Annotated in this window: 16 protein-coding genes; 12 read left to right on the forward strand and 4 right to left on the reverse strand. The window is 64.2% G+C overall.

Annotated elements, in window-relative coordinates:
- Positions 1–9: 9 nt before the first annotated feature.
- The 4 genes from ppdK (at position 10) to OHT51_RS28685 (ending at position 7,230) form a co-directional block, all read left to right on the forward strand.
- Positions 10–2,730 carry a pyruvate, phosphate dikinase gene (gene ppdK, locus OHT51_RS28670; protein ID WP_328881794.1) on the forward strand — a complete coding sequence of 907 codons (2,721 nt, stop codon included), beginning with the start codon at positions 10–12 and terminating at the stop codon, positions 2,728–2,730.
- A gap of 1,075 nt (positions 2,731–3,805) precedes the next feature.
- Positions 3,806–4,255, forward strand: a complete 450-nt coding sequence (locus OHT51_RS28675; RefSeq protein WP_328881795.1) for a hypothetical protein — start codon at positions 3,806–3,808, stop codon at positions 4,253–4,255.
- 790 nt (positions 4,256–5,045) lie between these two features.
- Complete coding sequence (locus tag OHT51_RS28680; protein WP_328881796.1) at positions 5,046–6,389, forward strand: AAA family ATPase; 1,344 nt, start codon at positions 5,046–5,048, stop codon at positions 6,387–6,389.
- Positions 6,390–6,393: 4 nt separating this feature from the next.
- Positions 6,394–7,230 (forward strand): hypothetical protein, encoded by an 837-nt coding sequence (locus tag OHT51_RS28685; protein WP_328881797.1) that lies wholly within the window; start codon positions 6,394–6,396, stop codon positions 7,228–7,230.
- A 497-nt stretch (positions 7,231–7,727) separates the two neighbouring features.
- Here the strand turns inward: OHT51_RS28685 and OHT51_RS28690 are convergent, their stop codons facing one another.
- The gene (locus OHT51_RS28690) at positions 7,728–9,437 is read right to left on the reverse strand and encodes a pentapeptide repeat-containing protein (protein WP_328881798.1); all 1,710 of its coding nucleotides are present in this window, start codon (positions 9,435–9,437) and stop codon (positions 7,728–7,730) included.
- Positions 9,438–9,761: 324 nt separating this feature from the next.
- Between OHT51_RS28690 and ku the strand changes: the two genes are divergently transcribed.
- Positions 9,762–10,685, forward strand: a complete 924-nt coding sequence (gene ku, locus OHT51_RS28695) for a non-homologous end joining protein Ku (RefSeq protein WP_328881799.1) — start codon at positions 9,762–9,764, stop codon at positions 10,683–10,685.
- Between the two features lie 27 nt (positions 10,686–10,712).
- Positions 10,713–10,892, forward strand: a complete 180-nt coding sequence (locus OHT51_RS28700) for a hypothetical protein (RefSeq protein WP_328881800.1) — start codon at positions 10,713–10,715, stop codon at positions 10,890–10,892.
- On the opposite strand, the gene OHT51_RS28705 is transcribed toward OHT51_RS28700, so the two are convergent.
- A complete protein-coding gene (locus OHT51_RS28705; protein ID WP_328881801.1) occupies positions 10,893–11,231 on the reverse strand; it encodes a DUF6233 domain-containing protein in 339 nt (112 codons plus the stop codon).
- 307 nt (positions 11,232–11,538) lie between these two features.
- Here OHT51_RS28705 and OHT51_RS28710 point away from each other — a divergent pair, with 307 nt between their 5' ends.
- Together OHT51_RS28710 and OHT51_RS28715 are read left to right on the forward strand one after the other, a co-directional pair.
- A complete protein-coding gene (locus tag OHT51_RS28710; RefSeq protein ID WP_328881802.1) occupies positions 11,539–12,000 on the forward strand; it encodes a GntR family transcriptional regulator in 462 nt (153 codons plus the stop codon).
- 1 nt (position 12,001) lies between these two features.
- Positions 12,002–12,568, forward strand: a complete 567-nt coding sequence (locus OHT51_RS28715) for an HD domain-containing protein (protein ID WP_328881803.1) — start codon at positions 12,002–12,004, stop codon at positions 12,566–12,568.
- Here the strand turns inward: OHT51_RS28715 and OHT51_RS28720 are convergent.
- Positions 12,556–13,029: an NUDIX domain-containing protein gene (locus OHT51_RS28720; RefSeq protein ID WP_328881804.1), complete on the reverse strand. Its 474-nt coding sequence runs from the start codon at positions 13,027–13,029 to the stop codon at positions 12,556–12,558. The two genes, OHT51_RS28715 and OHT51_RS28720, sit on opposite strands and share 13 nt — an antisense overlap.
- Before the next feature lie 2 nt (positions 13,030–13,031).
- Positions 13,032–13,748, reverse strand: coding sequence for an XRE family transcriptional regulator (locus OHT51_RS28725; protein ID WP_328881805.1), 717 nt, complete (start codon positions 13,746–13,748; stop codon positions 13,032–13,034).
- A 1,156-nt stretch (positions 13,749–14,904) separates the two neighbouring features.
- Between OHT51_RS28725 and OHT51_RS28730 the strand changes: the two genes are divergently transcribed.
- Genes OHT51_RS28730 through OHT51_RS28745 form a run of 4 tightly spaced genes read left to right on the forward strand, consistent with a single transcriptional unit; the run spans position 14,905 to position 16,925 of the window.
- Complete coding sequence (locus OHT51_RS28730; RefSeq protein ID WP_328881806.1) at positions 14,905–15,198, forward strand: hypothetical protein; 294 nt, start codon at positions 14,905–14,907, stop codon at positions 15,196–15,198.
- Positions 15,195–15,521: a hypothetical protein gene (locus OHT51_RS28735; RefSeq protein WP_328881807.1), complete on the forward strand. Its 327-nt coding sequence runs from the start codon at positions 15,195–15,197 to the stop codon at positions 15,519–15,521. Before OHT51_RS28730 ends, OHT51_RS28735 begins: the two co-directional genes overlap by 4 nt.
- Positions 15,521–15,904 carry an RRQRL motif-containing zinc-binding protein gene (locus OHT51_RS28740; protein WP_328881808.1) on the forward strand — a complete coding sequence of 128 codons (384 nt, stop codon included), beginning with the start codon at positions 15,521–15,523 and terminating at the stop codon, positions 15,902–15,904. Before OHT51_RS28735 ends, OHT51_RS28740 begins: the two co-directional genes overlap by 1 nt.
- A 4-nt stretch (positions 15,905–15,908) precedes the next feature.
- Positions 15,909–16,925 carry a hypothetical protein gene (locus OHT51_RS28745; RefSeq protein ID WP_328881809.1) on the forward strand — a complete coding sequence of 339 codons (1,017 nt, stop codon included), beginning with the start codon at positions 15,909–15,911 and terminating at the stop codon, positions 16,923–16,925.
- Positions 16,926–17,140: the final 215 nt, after the last annotated feature.

Genomic DNA, 17,140 nt, shown 5'->3' on the forward strand with positions numbered 1-17,140 from the left:
GTCGAGACCGTGTCGGAAAACAAAGAACCCCACGTAGCGAAGTTCGTTTACGACTTCACCGAGGGAAACAAGGACCTCAAGGACCTCCTGGGTGGCAAGGGCGCGAACCTCGCCGAGATGACCAACCTGGGGCTTCCCGTTCCTCCCGGCTTCACGATCACGACGGAGGCCTGCAAGGTCTACCTCGACAGTGGCGAGGAGCCCGCGGCACTGCGTGACGAGGTGAGTGCGCACCTCGACGCCCTTGAGTCCCGCATGGGCAAGAAGCTCGGCCAGGCCGACAACCCGCTGCTCGTCTCGGTCCGTTCCGGCGCCAAGTTCTCCATGCCCGGAATGATGGACACGGTCCTCAACATCGGGCTCTCCGACAAGTCCGTGAAGGGCCTCGCCGAGCAGGCCGGCGACGAGCGGTTCGCGTGGGACTCCTACCGGCGCCTCATCCAGATGTTCGGCAAGACCGTGCTCGGCGTCGAGGGGGACCTCTTCGAGGAGGCCCTGGAGGCGGCGAAGGCCGCCAAGAAGGTCTCGGTCGACACGGACCTGGAGGCGGCCGACCTCAAGAAGCTGGTCACCAAGTTCAAGAAGATCGTCAAGACCGAGGCCGGCCGGGACTTCCCGCAGGACCCGCGTGAGCAGATGGACCTCGCCATCCACGCGGTCTTCGACTCCTGGAACACCGACCGCGCCAAGCTGTACCGCCGCCAGGAGCGCATCCCGCACGACCTGGGTACGGCCGTCAACGTCTGCTCGATGGTCTTCGGCAACCTGGGCCCGGACTCCGGCACGGGCGTCGCCTTCACCCGTGACCCCGCCTCCGGCCACCAGGGCGTGTACGGCGACTACCTGCAGAACGCCCAGGGCGAGGACGTGGTCGCGGGCATCCGCAACACCGTCCCGCTGGCGGAGCTGGAGTCGATCGACAAGAAGTCGTACGACCAGCTGATGCAGATCATGGAGACGCTGGAGAACCACTACAAGGACCTCTGCGACATCGAGTTCACCATCGAGCGCGGTCAGCTGTGGATGCTCCAGACGCGCGTCGGCAAGCGCACGGCGGGCGCCGCCTTCCGGATCGCGACGCAGCTGGTGGACCAGGGCCTGATCGACGAGGCGGAGGCGCTCCAGCGCGTCAACGGCGCCCAGCTCGCGCAGCTGATGTTCCCGAAGTTCGACGACGAGGCCAAGGTCGAGCAGGTCGGCCGGGGCATCGCGGCGTCGCCGGGTGCGGCGGTCGGCAAGGCTGTCTTCGACTCGTACACCGCGGTGAAGTGGTCGCGTTCCGGCGAGAAGGTCATCCTGGTCCGCCGGGAGACCAACCCCGACGACCTGGACGGCATGATCGCCGCCGAGGGCATCCTGACCTCCCGTGGCGGCAAGACCTCGCACGCGGCCGTGGTGGCGCGCGGCATGGGCAAGACCTGTGTCTGCGGCGCCGAGGAGCTGGAGGTCGACACCAAGCGCCGCCGTATGACGGTTCCGGGCGGACAGGTCGTGGAGGAAGGCGACCTGATCTCCATCGACGGCTCCAACGGCAAGGTGTACCTGGGCGAGGTCCCGGTCGTCCCGTCCCCGGTCGTGGAGTACTTCGAGGGCCGGATGCACGCGGGCGCCAACGACGCCGACGAGCTGGTCGAGGCCGTGCACCGGATCATGGCGTTCGCCGACCGCAAGCGACGCCTGCGGGTGCGCGCCAACGCGGACAACGCCGAGGACGCGATGCGCGCCCGTCGCTTCGGCGCCCAGGGCATCGGTCTGTGCCGCACCGAGCACATGTTCCTCGGTGAGCGCCGCGAGATGGTCGAGAAGCTGATCCTCGCCGACACCGAGGAGGTCCGCGAGGCCGCCCTCTCGGAGCTGCTGCCGCTGCAGAAGAAGGACTTCGTCGAGCTGTTCTCGGCGATGGACGGCCTCCCGGTGACGGTCCGTCTCCTGGACCCGCCGCTGCACGAGTTCCTCCCCGACATCACGGAACTCTCGGTCCGCGTGGCCCTGGCGGAGTCCCGCCAGGAGCCCCACGAGAACGAGCTCCGTCTCCTCCAGGCCGTGCACCGCCTGCACGAGCAGAACCCGATGCTGGGCCTGCGCGGCGTACGCCTCGGCCTGGTCATCCCCGGCCTGTTCACGATGCAGGTCCGCGCGATCGCGGAAGCCGCCGCCGAGCGCAAGAACGCCAAGGGCGACCCGCGCGCCGAGATCATGATCCCGCTCGTCGGCACCGTCCAGGAGCTGGAGATCGTCCGCGAGGAGGCCGACCAGGTCATCGCGGAGGTCGAGGCGGCGACGGGTACGAAGCTGAAGCTCTCCATCGGCACGATGATCGAGCTGCCGCGCGCCGCCCTCACGGCCGGTCAGATCGCCGAGGCGGCGGAGTTCTTCTCCTTCGGCACGAACGACCTCACCCAGACGGTGTGGGGCTTCAGCCGGGACGACGTGGAGGCCTCGTTCTTCACGGCGTACCTGGAGAAGGGCATCTTCGGCGTCTCCCCGTTCGAGACCATCGACAAGGACGGCGTGGGCTCCCTGGTCGCGGCCGCGGCCAAGGCGGGCCGTGAGACCCGCCCCGACCTCAAGCTCGGCGTCTGCGGCGAGCACGGCGGCGACCCCGAGTCGGTCCACTTCTTCCACGAGGTCGGCCTCGACTACGTCTCCTGCTCCCCGTTCCGCATCCCGGTCGCCCGCCTCGAGGCCGGCCGCGCGGCCTCCACCTCGGTGGGCAGCGACCACCGCTAGGCCTTACGGCCACGCAACTCCGGAGTCGTCCCCTGTCCCCGACCCTCAAGACCGATGGGGGGCGACTCCGGTGCACCAAGGAGGGCGGCACCCTGTGCGGGGGTGCCGCCCTTTCGCGCATCAACTGCGAAGCCTGTCAAGTCAAGCCACTGACCAGGAGAAATGGCGTTTCCTGGCGTTGACTGGCGTTGAAGCTGGGCGAACGCGTTGTGCCCTCGTTGTGCCCTCGCGTGCGGCTGAGCCTCGCACGTGGTCAGGCACGACAGCCTGCGAGGAGACGCTCCCAGGAAGCTGAAGGCAGTGTTCGTTAGGGCCGCCTTAAGGCGCGGCTAACCAGCAGCTCAGGATGGGTGGCTGAAGCGCCCTGTCTCACCTGTGAGCGAGCTTCGGAGCTGTTCGCGGCCGTTCGCGTCAGTCCGCCTTGAGACGCTGGGTTTGGCTCCCCGAACGGCTCACGCCGGGATGCTGAAGGCACGGTGGCCGGCCGCCGGTCATCACCGACAACACGCTGCACACCGTGCTCCGTCGCCGAGCGAACGGTGAGTCCGTCGAGCAGATCCAGCCCGACCTGATCATCCCGACCGGCAAGCGTCACTGTCCTGTCCGCCCGGCCGGAACCACCGCACAACTGAGGCCCGCTATTCGAGCTGCAGAGCGTTTCGTTCGCCAGGTTCTCCAAGTCGTCGCCGTGTGTCGAATCGCTGTGCTCCTGGACCGGTGCGTGCCGTCCGTGAGCACATCACTGCCGTAGATGGATGCGGCACTCGGCGGGGACGCCGGCGTGTCGGAGCGGTGCCCGGACGGGAGTCCGAGGCCGAAAAGAGCGCCTCCCTAGGGAGGAAACTCCAGGTCATCGGTGTAATGCGCTGTGCCCCGACAGGGATTCGAACCTGCGACACCGCTTCAGGGGTTCGATCGCGGGTCACGCACGGAGGCTCTTCACGACAGAACAGAAGGGCACAGTCACGTCTGACCGCCCTGGACCGCTGATGTCAGCAGTGGATGTCACCCACGCCCGCTCAGGGCGTCCGCGAGGGCCGATCGGCAACCTGGCTGGCTTGGATACGATCCGCCGATGGAATGGTGGAAGACGATCGCGCCGCTCGTGGGCGTCGTTCTGGGCAGCGTCGGCACGCTGCTGGGGCAGAAGCTGGCTGACACCCGCTCCCTCCGGCGGGACCGAATATTGGCGCAGGAAGAAGCGAAGCTCCGTCTGCGCGCGGAGCGGGTCACCCTGCAGCGAGAAACGATCATCGAAATTCAACACGGGCTCGAAGCCGTCATGGCAGCGAACGTTCCTAGCCGAGGACGATCATTGAGTACTGAGTTCCGTGCGGCGGCTACGCAGTCGGCTCTTCACCTCAACGCGCACATCGCTCGGCTGGAGGATCGTGAGCTTGCTGCTAGCGTGCAGGCATGGTTGGGGGCTCATACAAGCGCAGAAGCGGCCCAGACTGCCTTGGATGATCTCCAAGATCGCCTCAGTCGTTACCTGCGGTCTCTCTACTCTGATCAGCTTGTGTAGTTACGCGCTCGATGGCGGACGCATTTTTGGTTGATTTACGCGAATGAGCTGCATGAACCCGCGACTTCTTCGTCCCGAAGCAACTTGGGTGGGGGTGCAGCGTTGGGCTGGTGAGGCTCTCACCTGCACTGATGGTCCGTAGATGTTCGCGTGCGTCCGCTCGTGTTCGTTGGCGTTGTCACGCAGTTAGACACGCACCCCCGCGGCTCCAGCTCACTTCTTGCGGCGCTTGCTCGTCCTCTTCTTCAGCACGGCTTGGCCGCGCTTCGTCCAGTCACCTTGGTGGAGGTAGCAGCGCGATGTGCCCTTCACTGTCGTGTTCTGGCAGCGACCGCCCGGCCGCCGTTGGCCAACCACACTTCCCTTGCTTCCACTCGCCCACCGTCAACCCCCGGTAGTCCAGCTCCACCTGTCGACAACCAGCGTGCGTGGCCTTGCAGACGTAGGGGAGGGCGCACCGCAGGCGGTACCCCGGCCCCACGCGCACGCGGTCAGTACATCCGGCGCACCTCCCCGATGTGCACGCTTTCCAACTGTGATGGTGGGACTCGTGCCTCGTTCGGGGCCGTTCACCTGGGTTCATGGGCGGTTGGCCACTGGTATGGAGCCGACTTCGGGTCTCGCCTGAACGAACGTGAACCGCAGCACGCCGCCCGGCTATCCGCTGCGGACCATTGTGAGGCCGTCTTCGACGCCTCTGGCAACCAGCTCCGGTATGCGCCAACAGGGCTCCTGCTGAGGCCTTCTTGGGATAATGTCGAGCCCCGTCTAAACGACTTCGAGGACATCCATGGACGACAGCTTTCTTGAGCGGCCCGACAACGAAGATCCTGACAACGAAGACGTCAAGTTTGCCCACTTCGGGCGCCTCGCACACTACTCGGTAAGCGGTCTATTCGGTTACTACGATCACGAGTTCACTCTTGACATCAACGAGCCAACCATCCTGACGGGAGCGAATGGGACAGGGAAGTCTACTGTTCTTCGCTCTATTAACTGGATCAGTCGCGGCCATTTTAGCCCACTGGTTCGCATTGATTTCGATATCATGACTCTAGCTTTTGAAGACGCGATGCTTCGCATTCACAAAAAGTCCAACGAGCGTCTTGACCTTCACTTGACGCGCAGGACAGGAAGGCCGAAATCCTGGCGTTATTCACTGGATTCTGAGGCCGGGCTAGCCCCAATGGAGCGAGGCCTTATTGGTCTTCGAGAAGCGTATGGTGTTGAAGAGTGGGATGAGCTAACACCTGAGGTGCGGAATCAACTAATTCACCGCTACGCCGCTAGAGGCGAATCAGATAAGCCAGGATGGGTCAAAAATATTCCGCAATCTTTCCCCGCGCTTTTCGTCACAGACCAGCGCTTGGCTCCTGAGCGTAGGCGTCGCCCGAAAAAGCGAGGGGAGGGTGAAACGATTGGGGTGGTTGCGGCAATTGAAGCCGCAGTTCTACACATCAACGACGAAGTGCAGAGGTACAAGTCACTATACGGAACGGCTTCACAAAATTTGGACCGAAACTTCCCGCGCAGAGTCTTCGCGGCGATTAACTCGCAGAGAGAGTTTGGCGGCAGCAAGGACGTGTTGCGAGAGTTCCAGGAGGTTCAAGATATTCGATCTTCACTAGCAACGACGGGGCTTATCAGCCCGACTGAGATTGAAGACTCCATTACGGACCTTCCCCTCAACAACCCCGACTCGGTTGCACTGATTGCCACCTACCTATCCGACACCAAGGAAAAGCTTTCTACTTTCGAGCCACTGCGTCAGAGGCTGGAGCCATTTATCGAATTTCTGCGCCGGCATTACCAAGACAAGAAAATTCGTATCGATGACAAGTACGGATTCAAGATCGCATCAACAAGGACAGGGCAGGACATCAGTCCCGTCCATCTGTCAAGCGGTGAACAGCAAATGTTCATCCTAGCTCATAAACTTCTATTCGAGGCACCGCCGGGGACCTTGGTGATGATCGACGAGCCTGAGCTTTCGTTGCATGTGCTTTGGCAGTCCACATTCGTGGATGACCTGACAGAGATTTCAGCTGCATCGGGCACGTATTTCTTGTTGGCAACCCATTCACCTACTTTGATCGCTGGGCGGACTGACCTGCGACGATCGCTGGACGGGTGACTTAGTGCCTGAGTACACAAACGCCTTCGAGTTGCTTATGGACGCTGAACTCCGCGCTGACGGGCTCGGAGAATCCAGGGGCATCCTAGTCGTTGAAGGTCCTGACGATAAGAGAGTATTCGCCCGCCACGTGCGTGATCATGCACAGATCCTGCCGGCAGGCGGACGTAAGCTTCTTATTAGTGCTCATCAGAAGGCGAATGCGGAGCAGCGAGGGAAGATCATATTCGTCACTGACTGCGACTATGAGGTCCGCAGGGGAGCGCTGGCGGGTGCGCCTGATCTAATTATCACGACACTAACGGACATGGAGAGTGATCTACTTACACTCGGACTGCTTGAGACGCTGGTGCTCGATTTGGTCCCCCGAGCACTGGAATCAAGATCATCCAGTCGGCAAATCGTCAGCAGATTGCGTAGCGACGCCGAGGCTATAGCACTTCCACTAGGGCGCTTGCGTATGGCCGCACAACCTCTAGGCGTTCCGCTGCATCTTGAAGACCTAAAACTTGCCCGCTATTGGAATACCAACACCAGGAGTACGGACCTTGGGAAGCTGATACGTGCCATGCATACCAAGGTGGCGGATGAGATTGGCGCATCCGAGTGGCTGAAATTGGTGGAGCAAACACCACGAGATTCGGGAATGTGTCATGGGAAGGATCTAGTGCGTGCACTGTCCTTTCTGCTGAGGGAGAACTATCGAGTAGAAGTAACTGCCGAATCTCTCGCCAGAATGATGCGATCCGCACTAACTTCGGAGGCGCTGGAGACATGGGATGTAATCCGACGGATTAGGGCTTGGCAAGTCGCCAATCAAAGGTATGTGCTGGGAGTTTAGTGGGACTCCGCGTTCGGATTTCAGACGACGCAGCTCAGAGGTGGCGTGCACGCCGGTGAACGCGGACACCGTTTCGGCGCAATGGATAAAGACCAGGACGCCGGAAGGGCGCCGCGGCGTCTGATCCGTAGGCGAGGAAAGTTGGAACTAAGCCAGCCGCGAGCGCTGTGCGATAGCCGTGACGCCACGGTGCGGGCCGGGGTTGTGTGCGCGCATGCGTGGCGGGCGCGGCGCTCATAGGCTTGTTGTAGGATCTCTCGGCTCGCGTCCTGCGACGCCGCTGTGACGTGTAGTTTCTCGCGGTGTCTCAAGCTGTGTCGAGCTGTTCAGTCTCACGACCGTGTCCGGATCCTCGGGGACGGCTCCGGGGGTGTCCCGTCTCATTGGATCTTGGTGCAGGGGGCGCAAGGGCTCCCACCGCAGACCTCACGCCGTGTCCAGCCGCTCAGACTCACGGTCGCGTCCGAATCCTCGAAGTGTCGGACCGTGGTCTCTGGTCAGCGTTTGACCCGCCCCCGTAGTGCAAACGCGGCGAGTACCAGTAGCACCGGCTCCACTAGCCGGGACGCCATCTCGATGTACGTTCCTGGACGGGTTAGCCCCTGACCTGCAGAGTGGAAGAGCACCGAATTCAGCGCCGTCCGCGCTGCGCGCTCCGCCCGCTGCCGACTGAACTTCTCCTGCCAAGGACCGGGCGCCCGCCCGCCTGGGCGGCGAGCGTAGGTGCTTACATCGATCTGATGCCCGCTGGGCAGAGGTCCTCTGATGCTCTGAACCGGAGGTGGGTCGCCAGCTGGAATGCCCCAAATCATGAGTGCCACGACCGTCGCGGTTATGGCCGCTCCCAGCGCTGCCAAAGCACGGGTGACCCGCAAACCATAACCAGAGGTGGCCCAGTACAAGGCAAGCAAAGTGCGCTCGCCCCACGGGCGCTTAGGGTCGTTGCGCCGCATCTCCATCTCGCCGTAGTAGAAGTCTGCGGCATCAGGCTCATTCTTGACGTCCTCGAGTGCCTTGCGTAGCGATCGATATGTGACGGCCAGGTCGTCGGCGCCCGGGGTGAGATGGGGATCCGGGTGGTGGGGCCCAGGGGCCCAGCCCCAAGGTGGGGCTGTATTCCAGCGGTTCAAAGCACGCCAGTAGTGCTCTTCAATAATGACACGACGTCGGGTCCAACCGTCCGGGGGATTAGCGAACGAGCAGTTGCCCTCAATTCTCAGCTGATCGAGATGGAACACCCCGGCAAACTCGCAGTTGCTTAGGTCGACGTCCGTAAAGACCAGATGCGTCGCGTCTACTCCACGGAGGGAAGTTACACTTACCGACCTCCCGTCGCCAGTCAGGTCACTTTCGTTGATTTCCCTTGTTCCGTGCGGGTAAGTCGGGATCGAAAACCGATTGGGGTGGGCAGCCAGGGCCACCGGAGCAGATAGTACGGCGTTACTTAGCTCCACACTTGCATAGCGCAGATGAATTGTCGCCGACGCATCCCAGCGCGTACGTTGAAGGTCCACATTAGACGCTGCGATCTCCATCGTCATTGGTGCCCGAAATTTCGCATCACGGAGCACCGCCGACTTGACGCAGATTAAGGGCCCGAAATGCATCGAATTATTGCCAAATGTCGCTCCCTCGAGAACGAGCTCTTCCGTGATCTTTGACCCGGCGAAATCCGCATCCCAATTGAATGTGACGTACGGGAACCAGGCGTGGGTGAATGTAGCGCCTTCGAATGTAACGTCACCTTCGAACGTCGCGCCGCTGAAACTTGTCCATGAGGTAAAAATCGCACCTTCGAACCAGGCGGTATCAAATGTCGCATGTTCGAAGGTGGCTTCATCGGAAAAAATGGAACAGTTAAATAGCGCGGCGTCGGTGAAATTGGCTCGGTCGAAAATGGCGGATTCAGAGAACGTCGCATAACTAAAGTCGACTTCACCGAAGGTCGGCCTTCCGTCGCCGGCACGGAGAGCCTGGAGGAGTGCAGAAAGGAGGGGAGTGCTGAAGGTGGTGCCGCGATGGTCGATACGGTCGCCGGCGCTCAGATTGGAGAGATAGGTGGCACGGTCAGCGTCGGGAAGGTGCCTCAGGCATGCGGTGTAGTCGGAGACGCAGATACCCCGGCAGGCAGCAGGGTCGGTCGTATCCGCTTTGTGTCCGCAGTGATCCCACTCCGGGGGTTCGGCACAGGCGACGACATCCACCATGACTGCATGCTGCCTTAGCCAGGACTGGGCTCCCTCGCTTGCACGCCGCGCATTCGGGTGGTGATGACGACCAGTACCTGCCTTGCCCGCCAGGCCGCCGTCGCATCCGCCTCGTCCTCGGTCCCCCGCTGGCTGGATGAATGCCCGTTGGGCACCGTTTCAGCCCTTCGCGACGGTCAGAGATACGGCATGGATGATCAGGCTGACCAGCCCGTCTCAGATTCGTGGCCGATCGGCCATCCAGTGGCCATCCGCCGTGAGATTCGGCCACGAAATCTGAGACTCTACACTTGTGCTGCTCGGGGTAGTCGCGGGAGGTTTGCCATGCCCCGATCGATCTGGTCCGGAGCTATCTCTTTCGGCCTGGTCACGGTGCCGGTCAACGTGGCCAGCGCCACGGAGAATCACAGCATCAGCTTCCACCAGTACCACCTGGAAGATCAGGGCCGGATCCGTTACCGGAAGATCTGCGAGATCGAGGACCGTCAGGTCGAAGAGAGTGAGATCGGCAAGGGCTACGAGGTGGCCAAGGGCCAGATCATCCCGATCAGTGACGCCGACCTTGAGAACTTGCCGCTGCCCACTGCGAAGGCCGTGGAGATCGAGGCGTTCGTGCCGCTGGAGTCCATCGACCCGATCCGTATCGGCGCCGGCTACTACCTCACCCCCAACGGGCAGGTCGCGGCGAAGCCGTACAAGCTGCTGCGCGAGGCCCTCGGCAGATCGTCGCGGGTGGCCATCGCCAAGTGGGCGTGGCACGGGCGCGAGCGCCTGGGCATGTTGCGCGTGCGGGACGAAGCGCTCGTGCTGCACGTCATGTACTGGCCCGACGAGATCCGTGACCCCACCGAGCTGCTGCCGCCGCCCGTGGATCTGACCGAGAGCGAGATTGACGGTGCGCTCGCGCTCATCGACAGCATGACCCGCGAGGCCCTGGAGGGCCCGGAGTTCCACGACGCATACACCGACGCCCTGGCGCAGATCATTGAAGCCAAGCGCGAAGACAGGCCCCTTCCCGAGGCGCCCGAGCCTGCGGACAGAGGCGGCAAGGTGTTCGACCTGATGGCAGCCCTCAACGAGTCCGTGGCCAAGGCGAAAGCCTCCCGCGGCGAAGGTCCGGCCGAGGTACACGAGCTGCCGAAGAAAAGGGCCACGGCCAAGACACCGGTGAAGAAGCAGCCCGCCAAGAAGGCCGCCGCAAAGAAGACGGCGAAGAAGGCGTCGGGCCGCCGGCCGCGGAGCGCCTGACCGCCGCACAGAGGCAAGGAGCAGACCATGACTCGTGTAGACCGGCAGGGTAGCGACGGGCCACTTCGTATGACCGCGTTGGATCGGCTTGGGAACCATGAGATCCAGAAGCTCATGGCGGACTACAACACGGCAGATGCGCTCAGCCGTCTTTTCCAGAGGAAGAAGGAGGAGTCTGAGAAGGACATGCACGACAAGATCGGTTGACTATTCGAGCACGCCGAGCTCCGAGTCCGGCCGGCAATGCGGACACGGATCCACCCGATCCGCCAGCGCACGCAGTGCCTGCTCCCGCGTCACGCCCTTAGACCGCTTCCCCGCCATGTGGCAGCCACCGACGTGCACGTACACCGGTGCCACGTGTCGGCTGAGGCTCTGCTCGATCAGCCAGTCCGGCGTAGGCGGGCGGGCTTGCAGGCCGCGCTGTCGCTCGGCTGCACGGCGTTCCTCATCGGCAATCCACCGCCGGGTGCGCTCCAGATCCCGCAGCTGCACGCGCTCCAGAAAGCGGAGCTGCGTGAGTCTCGACGGGACAGGATCGTTCACGCGTTCGATTCTAGACAGTAGGCTGCTGCCCACACCTAGAGGGAGGCCGCTTGTCCCGAGCCATCGGAGGCAGTCGGCCAGCGCGTGCGTCGTGTAGGCCAGCGGACACCACACATTCAGGGGGGCCGCCGCATGGCCCGCCCCCGCACGCTCCGCGGCTCAGTCGCACTTCGCTGGCACACGATCAAGAGTCGATGGCGCGGGAAGCCGCCATGCAGGTGGGTCACACCTCTGTGCCCTGGCAAAGCAATTGCAGGCACACTGGGGTACGCACCGTCAGGCAGAGAGTCACTAGGAGGGGTACCGCGTGGCGCACCAGGCCAGCCCTCGGGGAACCTTTATGCAGGTTGCGGAGGCGGTGAAGGCCAAGATCGAGGCAGATCCTGAACTGACTCACCTACCGTCCGCTGCAGACCTCATGCGTGATCACGACGTTTCGCGCGGGGTCGTGCTGCGTGCGTTCAAGGCGCTGGCGAAGGGTGGTGTGGCCGAACCCGTGCGTGGCGGTCGTTGGCGCGTCGTGCGCGACGGTGAGCAGATCGACCGTCGACCGCTTGAGGAGCGCATCGCCGACATTATCGCCGCCGAGAGATTCCAAGTGGGAGCAGCGTTTCTGAGCACGTCAGATCTGATGGCGAGATTTGGGGTTTCCCGCCCGACCGTAACCAAGGCCCTCGACAAGCTGGAAGCCAATGGGGTCCTGGCGAGTGAAGGGCAGGGCAAGGTGCGGACCGTCCGCGCCGTACCGATTCGAGAGGAGCGTTCGTAGCTTGTCGGACCTGACGGAATGGGCCTATCCCCTGGCTGAGTCCCTACTCGCCGAGTCGTTGCCGCGGCGGTGGAAGCACTGCTTGGGTGTCGCTGAGCGAGCACGGAGTATTGCGCTCATCCTCGGACAGGACTCGGAGCTGCTGGAGGCCGCGGCCGTCCTGCACGACATTGGCTACTCACCGGACCTTGCCAAGACGGGTTTCCACCCGCTCGATGGCGCTCGATACCTTCGTGACGTCGCGCACGCTGACGCTCGAGTCGTGAACCTTGTGGCCCACCACTCGTGCGCATGGATGGAGGCGGAAGCGCGCGGACTGCGAGAGGAGTTGGAGGGTGAGTTCCCCCGGGAAGGTGCGCACCTCAATGACGCTCTCTGCTACTGCGACATGAACACCACGCCGGACGGCACGCCCACAAACCCTGTCGACCGGGTCAACGAGATCACCGGACGCTACGGGCCGGAGAGCCTGATCGGGACGTTCATCCGCCGCGCCGAGCCCGAGATCCTCGCGTGCACGTTGCGCGTCCTCGAACGGGTCGCCGGCGCCAAGCGTCAACCGATGTAGGGAGTTGGCCGCGTCCGGTCCATCGCATGCTCAATTCGGAGCCGCATGGTGGAATGGACGTCAAACTCCGCCAGGTCCGCTGGGTCAACCCAGCGGACCTGTGTCGTCTCGTTGCTCGTACGCAGTTCACCGCCGACCGGCCGCGCGCGGAAGCAGATGCTGAACTGTTGGCGCACCTCTCCATCGTCGTACTGCATGACGTGCCCAGGGTCCGTGTAGATCCCAGACAGCTCGACAACTTCGGCCTTGATGCCGGTCTCTTCCCAGACCTCCCGAACCACGGTGTCACTGATGGACTCGCCCACGTCGTGGCCGCCGCCGGGGAGCGCCCAACGCCCATTGTCGGACCGCTGAATCATGAGCACCTGTCCAGCGTCGTTCTGGACGAACGCCACGATTGAAGGGACGACTGAGTTAGCCGCCGGGGCGTCCGGGTCGTGCAAGTAGTCGATGCGTCCCATGCTCAGACTCCAGTGATGTCGTGTTCGGTTACTGACCTGGCGCCTTCCCAGGTCTGCTGAACACTATTGGCGAAGGTGTCGAACAGACCGCCTCCGGGGAGCCGCCGCAGGTGGAACGCAGGTGCCAGATAGGCGCCGATGCCGTACACGTGCGTGTTGGCCAACATCTCGTCATCAGCACGGTAGATCGAGTTGTAGAGCACGGTGTCGTGCAGGCGGAAGGAGATCTCGGGATGGCTGGTGAACAGCGTGCGGTAGTTCATCAGCGCGTTACGAATCTTGCCGTCCATGATGCGATGCCCTTCGTCGATGCCGCGTCGGATGACGGCTTCGCACTCTGGATCGCCCATGAGTACTCGGATGCGGACGCCGCTCTCGGCCTTCTCCTTCAGCGTCGAGAAGAAGAGAGGATCCTCCGCCAGGTAGATGCCGGCATACACGAGGATGTCGATGCACTCGGTCGCGCGCTCGCACATCTCGCGCCAGAGGCTTGACGGCACGACATGCCGATGAGGGTAGACAGTCACGATCTCGGCCTTGCTCAGGTCAGTTGCAGACTCCTGAGTCCGGGAGTCCTCCCAGAGCGTCGTGACATCGACCTTGAGTGCTGCTGCCGTGGCGTACTGATGGCGCCGGTACGGCACCTTGCCCTGCGTGATCCAGCGCTCGATCGTCTTGGGGATCACCCCGATCTCATCAGCCAGGTTCTGGATCGACATGCCGCGGGCCAATAGGGCTGACCTTAAGCGCTCGTTGGACACCTCTACCCCCGCATGGACTTCTAGGGACTTCTTGACGGTAGCGAGATCAGTCGGAGCTGTCCACGTATGGGGTGACCAACTCCCCTGACCTGCAGCGATTCTGAATGTGCGCCAAGAAGTCCCGGCGCAAAAACCAAGTGGCCCCGTGCAGCACTTGACGAACCACCATGCGGTACCTGTAAAACAGGTACCGCAAGCCGGTAGCTCCGGAAGGAGCTGATCCGGCGTGCGCAGAGCTATCCGCAAACAAGCAGCAGGACTCCGCCGGATCCGCTTACACGCGGTTCGAGCGGCAGCAGCACCACTCTCCGGCCCTGGTCTGAGGGGAGCGGCAGGCAGCCCGTTGGTTGTCAGACCCGGTGCGAACAATCCAGGACATCGGTCCACCTGCGAGGGGAACGAACCCGAGCGCGGGTGGGTGCATTGGCACTGAGAGGGCGTACCGGAGGGGCAAGAAAGGCCTCGTTGAACGGCGTCCCGATAGGACCGGGCGACACAGCTTCCCAGTGTCGCCACGAACGGACTAGGCAGTCCCTCGCGTTGTGCGCGAGAGCCGAAACGGGCGATGTCCAGGGAAGACGCGACCGCAACGTCGAAGACGCCGCGCGGTCGTACGCAAGCACGAGGGCGGGCCCGTCATGGGCCCGTCACTCGTCATGCGGGCAGGGCACCGGCCTCACATCGGTGCCCTGCCCGTTTGATGAGGAAGCAGAGCGGTCCCCCGGGGTGCCACCCGGAGGACCGCGTACAGGCACCTGATTAGGAGGCACCTGTGGTCACGAGTCTGACAGACGCGGAGCGCGACGAACTGTCGCGGAAGACCGCGGAGCAGAACAAGCGCAGCGAGGACGACGCGCGTGCCCGGGGCGGCCGTTGATGGCCGGCGAGGAGCACGAGAAGACCAAGCACCCGCTGGCGCCGCGTCCGCGCGGTCCGCACCCGTACTGACGCTCAACCGCCCCGATGGTCGCAGGCCGGGTTCGACTCCCGGCCGGGGCGCTCCGGCCCGCCGTCTCGCGCGGCGCTGGCCGCACTTCCCGGACTGGCCGCCGCCCACTGGGCACTCTCTCGCGGCTTCGGGCTCTTCTCCTATCCCTTCGACATGGGAGCTCCCATGCGCAATTACGTGTGTGGCCATCGGGCCGACACCCCGCAGGACTTCGCCGAACTCGCCCTGGGCACGCCGGCCGAACTCTGGCTCGGGGTAGAGGGCGAGAGCGACGAGGAACGCGCGGCGCGGTTGGACGCGGCCCGTGACATCCTCGCCGACCCGGACTACGGCCACCTGGCGGACGACCTGATCCGCCTGGCCGCGCGGGTCGTCGACGAGAATCCGGACCTGTTCAACGTGGTCCCGCTGGCCCGCCCCGCCCGCCGTCGTGGCGCGCGCCGGGGGGTTGCGGCATGAACAAGGCACAGACGCTGGACGACCTGTCGGTAGCGCTGCGGGCGCTGCGCCTGCTGGCCGTGGACTTCGGGCACCTTCCCGCGCCGGCCGTGCGGGTGACCACCATCTACCCGGACCACTTGGATCTGTCGTTCCACGACGACCTGTCCGGCTTTGAGGCCTGGCGTGAGGCGCTCAACATCGCCCCGGACGCGGTATCGCACGGCACCCAGGGCGACGGCCGCACACGCGTGCTGAAGACGACCGGCGAGTTTGCGGGCGCCGTGCTGGTGCTGAGCGGCTTTGCCGACATCACCGACCCGGCGCCGGTCGGGGCGCGCTGATGTCCGCGGCCTGGGGAAAGTGCTTTGACCCGACCGGTGCCCGATACGGAGTGCCCACCTATCCCTGGAAGCTCGCGCCGGACGGCCTGGCTACCCGCCGGCAGCTCCGTGCCGAGGGCTTACGGCCGGGCGGGCAGCAGATCGCGGCGCAGGTGATGCGGGTCAACCGGCGGGCCGGGGGCGTGCGGGTCAGCTACCTCTACCGCATCGACCACGCCAAGCCCGTGCGGCCGATGACATCGCGCAAGTGGGGCGCGCTTGCGCTGGCGATGCGCGCCCGGTGCACCTGCCCGCAGTGCGGTGTCACCTACAGCTACTGCCTGCCGACCTCGCTCGGCATGTGCGTGCTGTGTGCCTACCCCGACGAACACGAAAGGAAGTGATCACATGAGCAAGGGTTGGAAGGAAGCCGCTCGCAGGGCGGTGCCATGGAGTCTGCCGGTCGGTCTGACCGGCCTGTCGCTGGGCTGGACCGTGTACGCGGTGGGGGAGATCCTCGCCCACCAGGCCCCGGCGCCACTCGCGCTGACCGTGGCCGTCATCTACGACGCGGTCTGGCTGTACGCGCTGGCCATGGAGACCGCGCACCGCCGGCAGGGCTCCAAGGGCACACTGCCCGCCGTGCTCGGCTGGGTGTTCCTCGTGACCTCAGTCGCCGTGCTGTTCACCCACGGCCTGATGTACGCCACGCCGGTCGTCGCGGTCATCGGCGCGGTGGTTCCAGCCGCCGCCAAGGCCACGCTGATCATGGCCGTGGACCGGGACGCGACCCGCATTTCCCCCAAGGCGCAGAAGCAGATCGACGCGGTGCGCAGCGCCACGCGGGATCAGGTGGCCATCGGCCGGGCCGTCACCCGCGCCAAGGCAGACCGGCAGAAGACAGCCGCCGCCCTCGAACGCGAGGAGCACAAGGCCCGCGGCCAGGCCCAGAAGGTGCGCCATGAGGCAGCCGAAGAGCTGACGAAGGTGACCGCGGAACACCCCGTGGCCGACCTCCCGCAGGAGGTGCCGACGCTGTTCTCGGATGAGGACCTGGCCCAGGTTCTGGGCCAGTGGTCGGACGGGGGTGTGTCCCCGGGTGTGTCCCCTGTGTCCCCGCAGGTCGGCCCCGTGTCCCAGGCACCGGAACTTCCGGCCGCACAGGGTGAGGGACACACCCCACTCGACTGGTCGGGGCTAGCTCAGGTGGCGGCCGTGGCGGCCGTCGAGACTCCTCAGCCGGGCGAGCTGCTGAGTGAGGACCAGCTCACGGTCGTCCTGCGGTGGCTGCGCCACTCCGAGAATCCCCCGCTGTCCTACCGCAAGGCTCTGGCCGCATACCGCGCTGCGGGCTTCTCCGCGAAGGAAGAGCGGGTGCGCAAGGCGTACGCCGCGCTGATCGAGGCGGAGGACGCGCAGCCGTAAACCGGCGTCCGGCACGACGCAATGAAGGCCAGCCCAGGACTAGTGGGCTGGCCTTCGTCGCGACTGCCGGAAGCAGTCGACGCAAACCAGTGAAGCAGACCCGGTGAGCCCCCGACGAGCGGCACCTTCGCAGACCCGGCGGCAGACCCGGCGAGCACCACGAGCACCACAAACCCCTGGAATCGAGCGCAAGTTCGAGCTACCATCACACATTC

This window comes from Streptomyces sp. NBC_00299 (genome assembly GCF_036173045.1).
GTDB lineage: Bacteria > Actinomycetota > Actinomycetes > Streptomycetales > Streptomycetaceae > Streptomyces > Streptomyces machairae.

Excerpts from the sequence above, each read along its gene's own strand:
- OHT51_RS28680 (WP_328881796.1), top strand. The coding sequence starts at position 5,046 with ATGGACGACAGCTTTCTTGAGCGGCCCGACAACGAAGATCCTGACAAC.
- OHT51_RS28740 (WP_328881808.1), top strand. The coding sequence starts at position 15,521 with ATGTCCGCGGCCTGGGGAAAGTGCTTTGACCCGACCGGTGCCCGATAC.
- OHT51_RS28735 (WP_328881807.1), top strand. The coding sequence starts at position 15,195 with ATGAACAAGGCACAGACGCTGGACGACCTGTCGGTAGCGCTGCGGGCG.
- ku (WP_328881799.1), top strand. The coding sequence starts at position 9,762 with ATGCCCCGATCGATCTGGTCCGGAGCTATCTCTTTCGGCCTGGTCACG.
- OHT51_RS28720 (WP_328881804.1), bottom strand. The coding sequence starts at position 13,029 with ATGGGACGCATCGACTACTTGCACGACCCGGACGCCCCGGCGGCTAAC.
- OHT51_RS28700 (WP_328881800.1), top strand. The coding sequence starts at position 10,713 with ATGACTCGTGTAGACCGGCAGGGTAGCGACGGGCCACTTCGTATGACC.
- OHT51_RS28725 (WP_328881805.1), bottom strand. The coding sequence starts at position 13,748 with ATGTCGATCCAGAACCTGGCTGATGAGATCGGGGTGATCCCCAAGACG.
- OHT51_RS28730 (WP_328881806.1), top strand. The coding sequence starts at position 14,905 with ATGCGCAATTACGTGTGTGGCCATCGGGCCGACACCCCGCAGGACTTC.
- OHT51_RS28745 (WP_328881809.1), top strand. The coding sequence starts at position 15,909 with ATGAGCAAGGGTTGGAAGGAAGCCGCTCGCAGGGCGGTGCCATGGAGT.
- OHT51_RS28690 (WP_328881798.1), bottom strand. The coding sequence starts at position 9,437 with ATGGTGGATGTCGTCGCCTGTGCCGAACCCCCGGAGTGGGATCACTGC.
- OHT51_RS28675 (WP_328881795.1), top strand. The coding sequence starts at position 3,806 with ATGGAATGGTGGAAGACGATCGCGCCGCTCGTGGGCGTCGTTCTGGGC.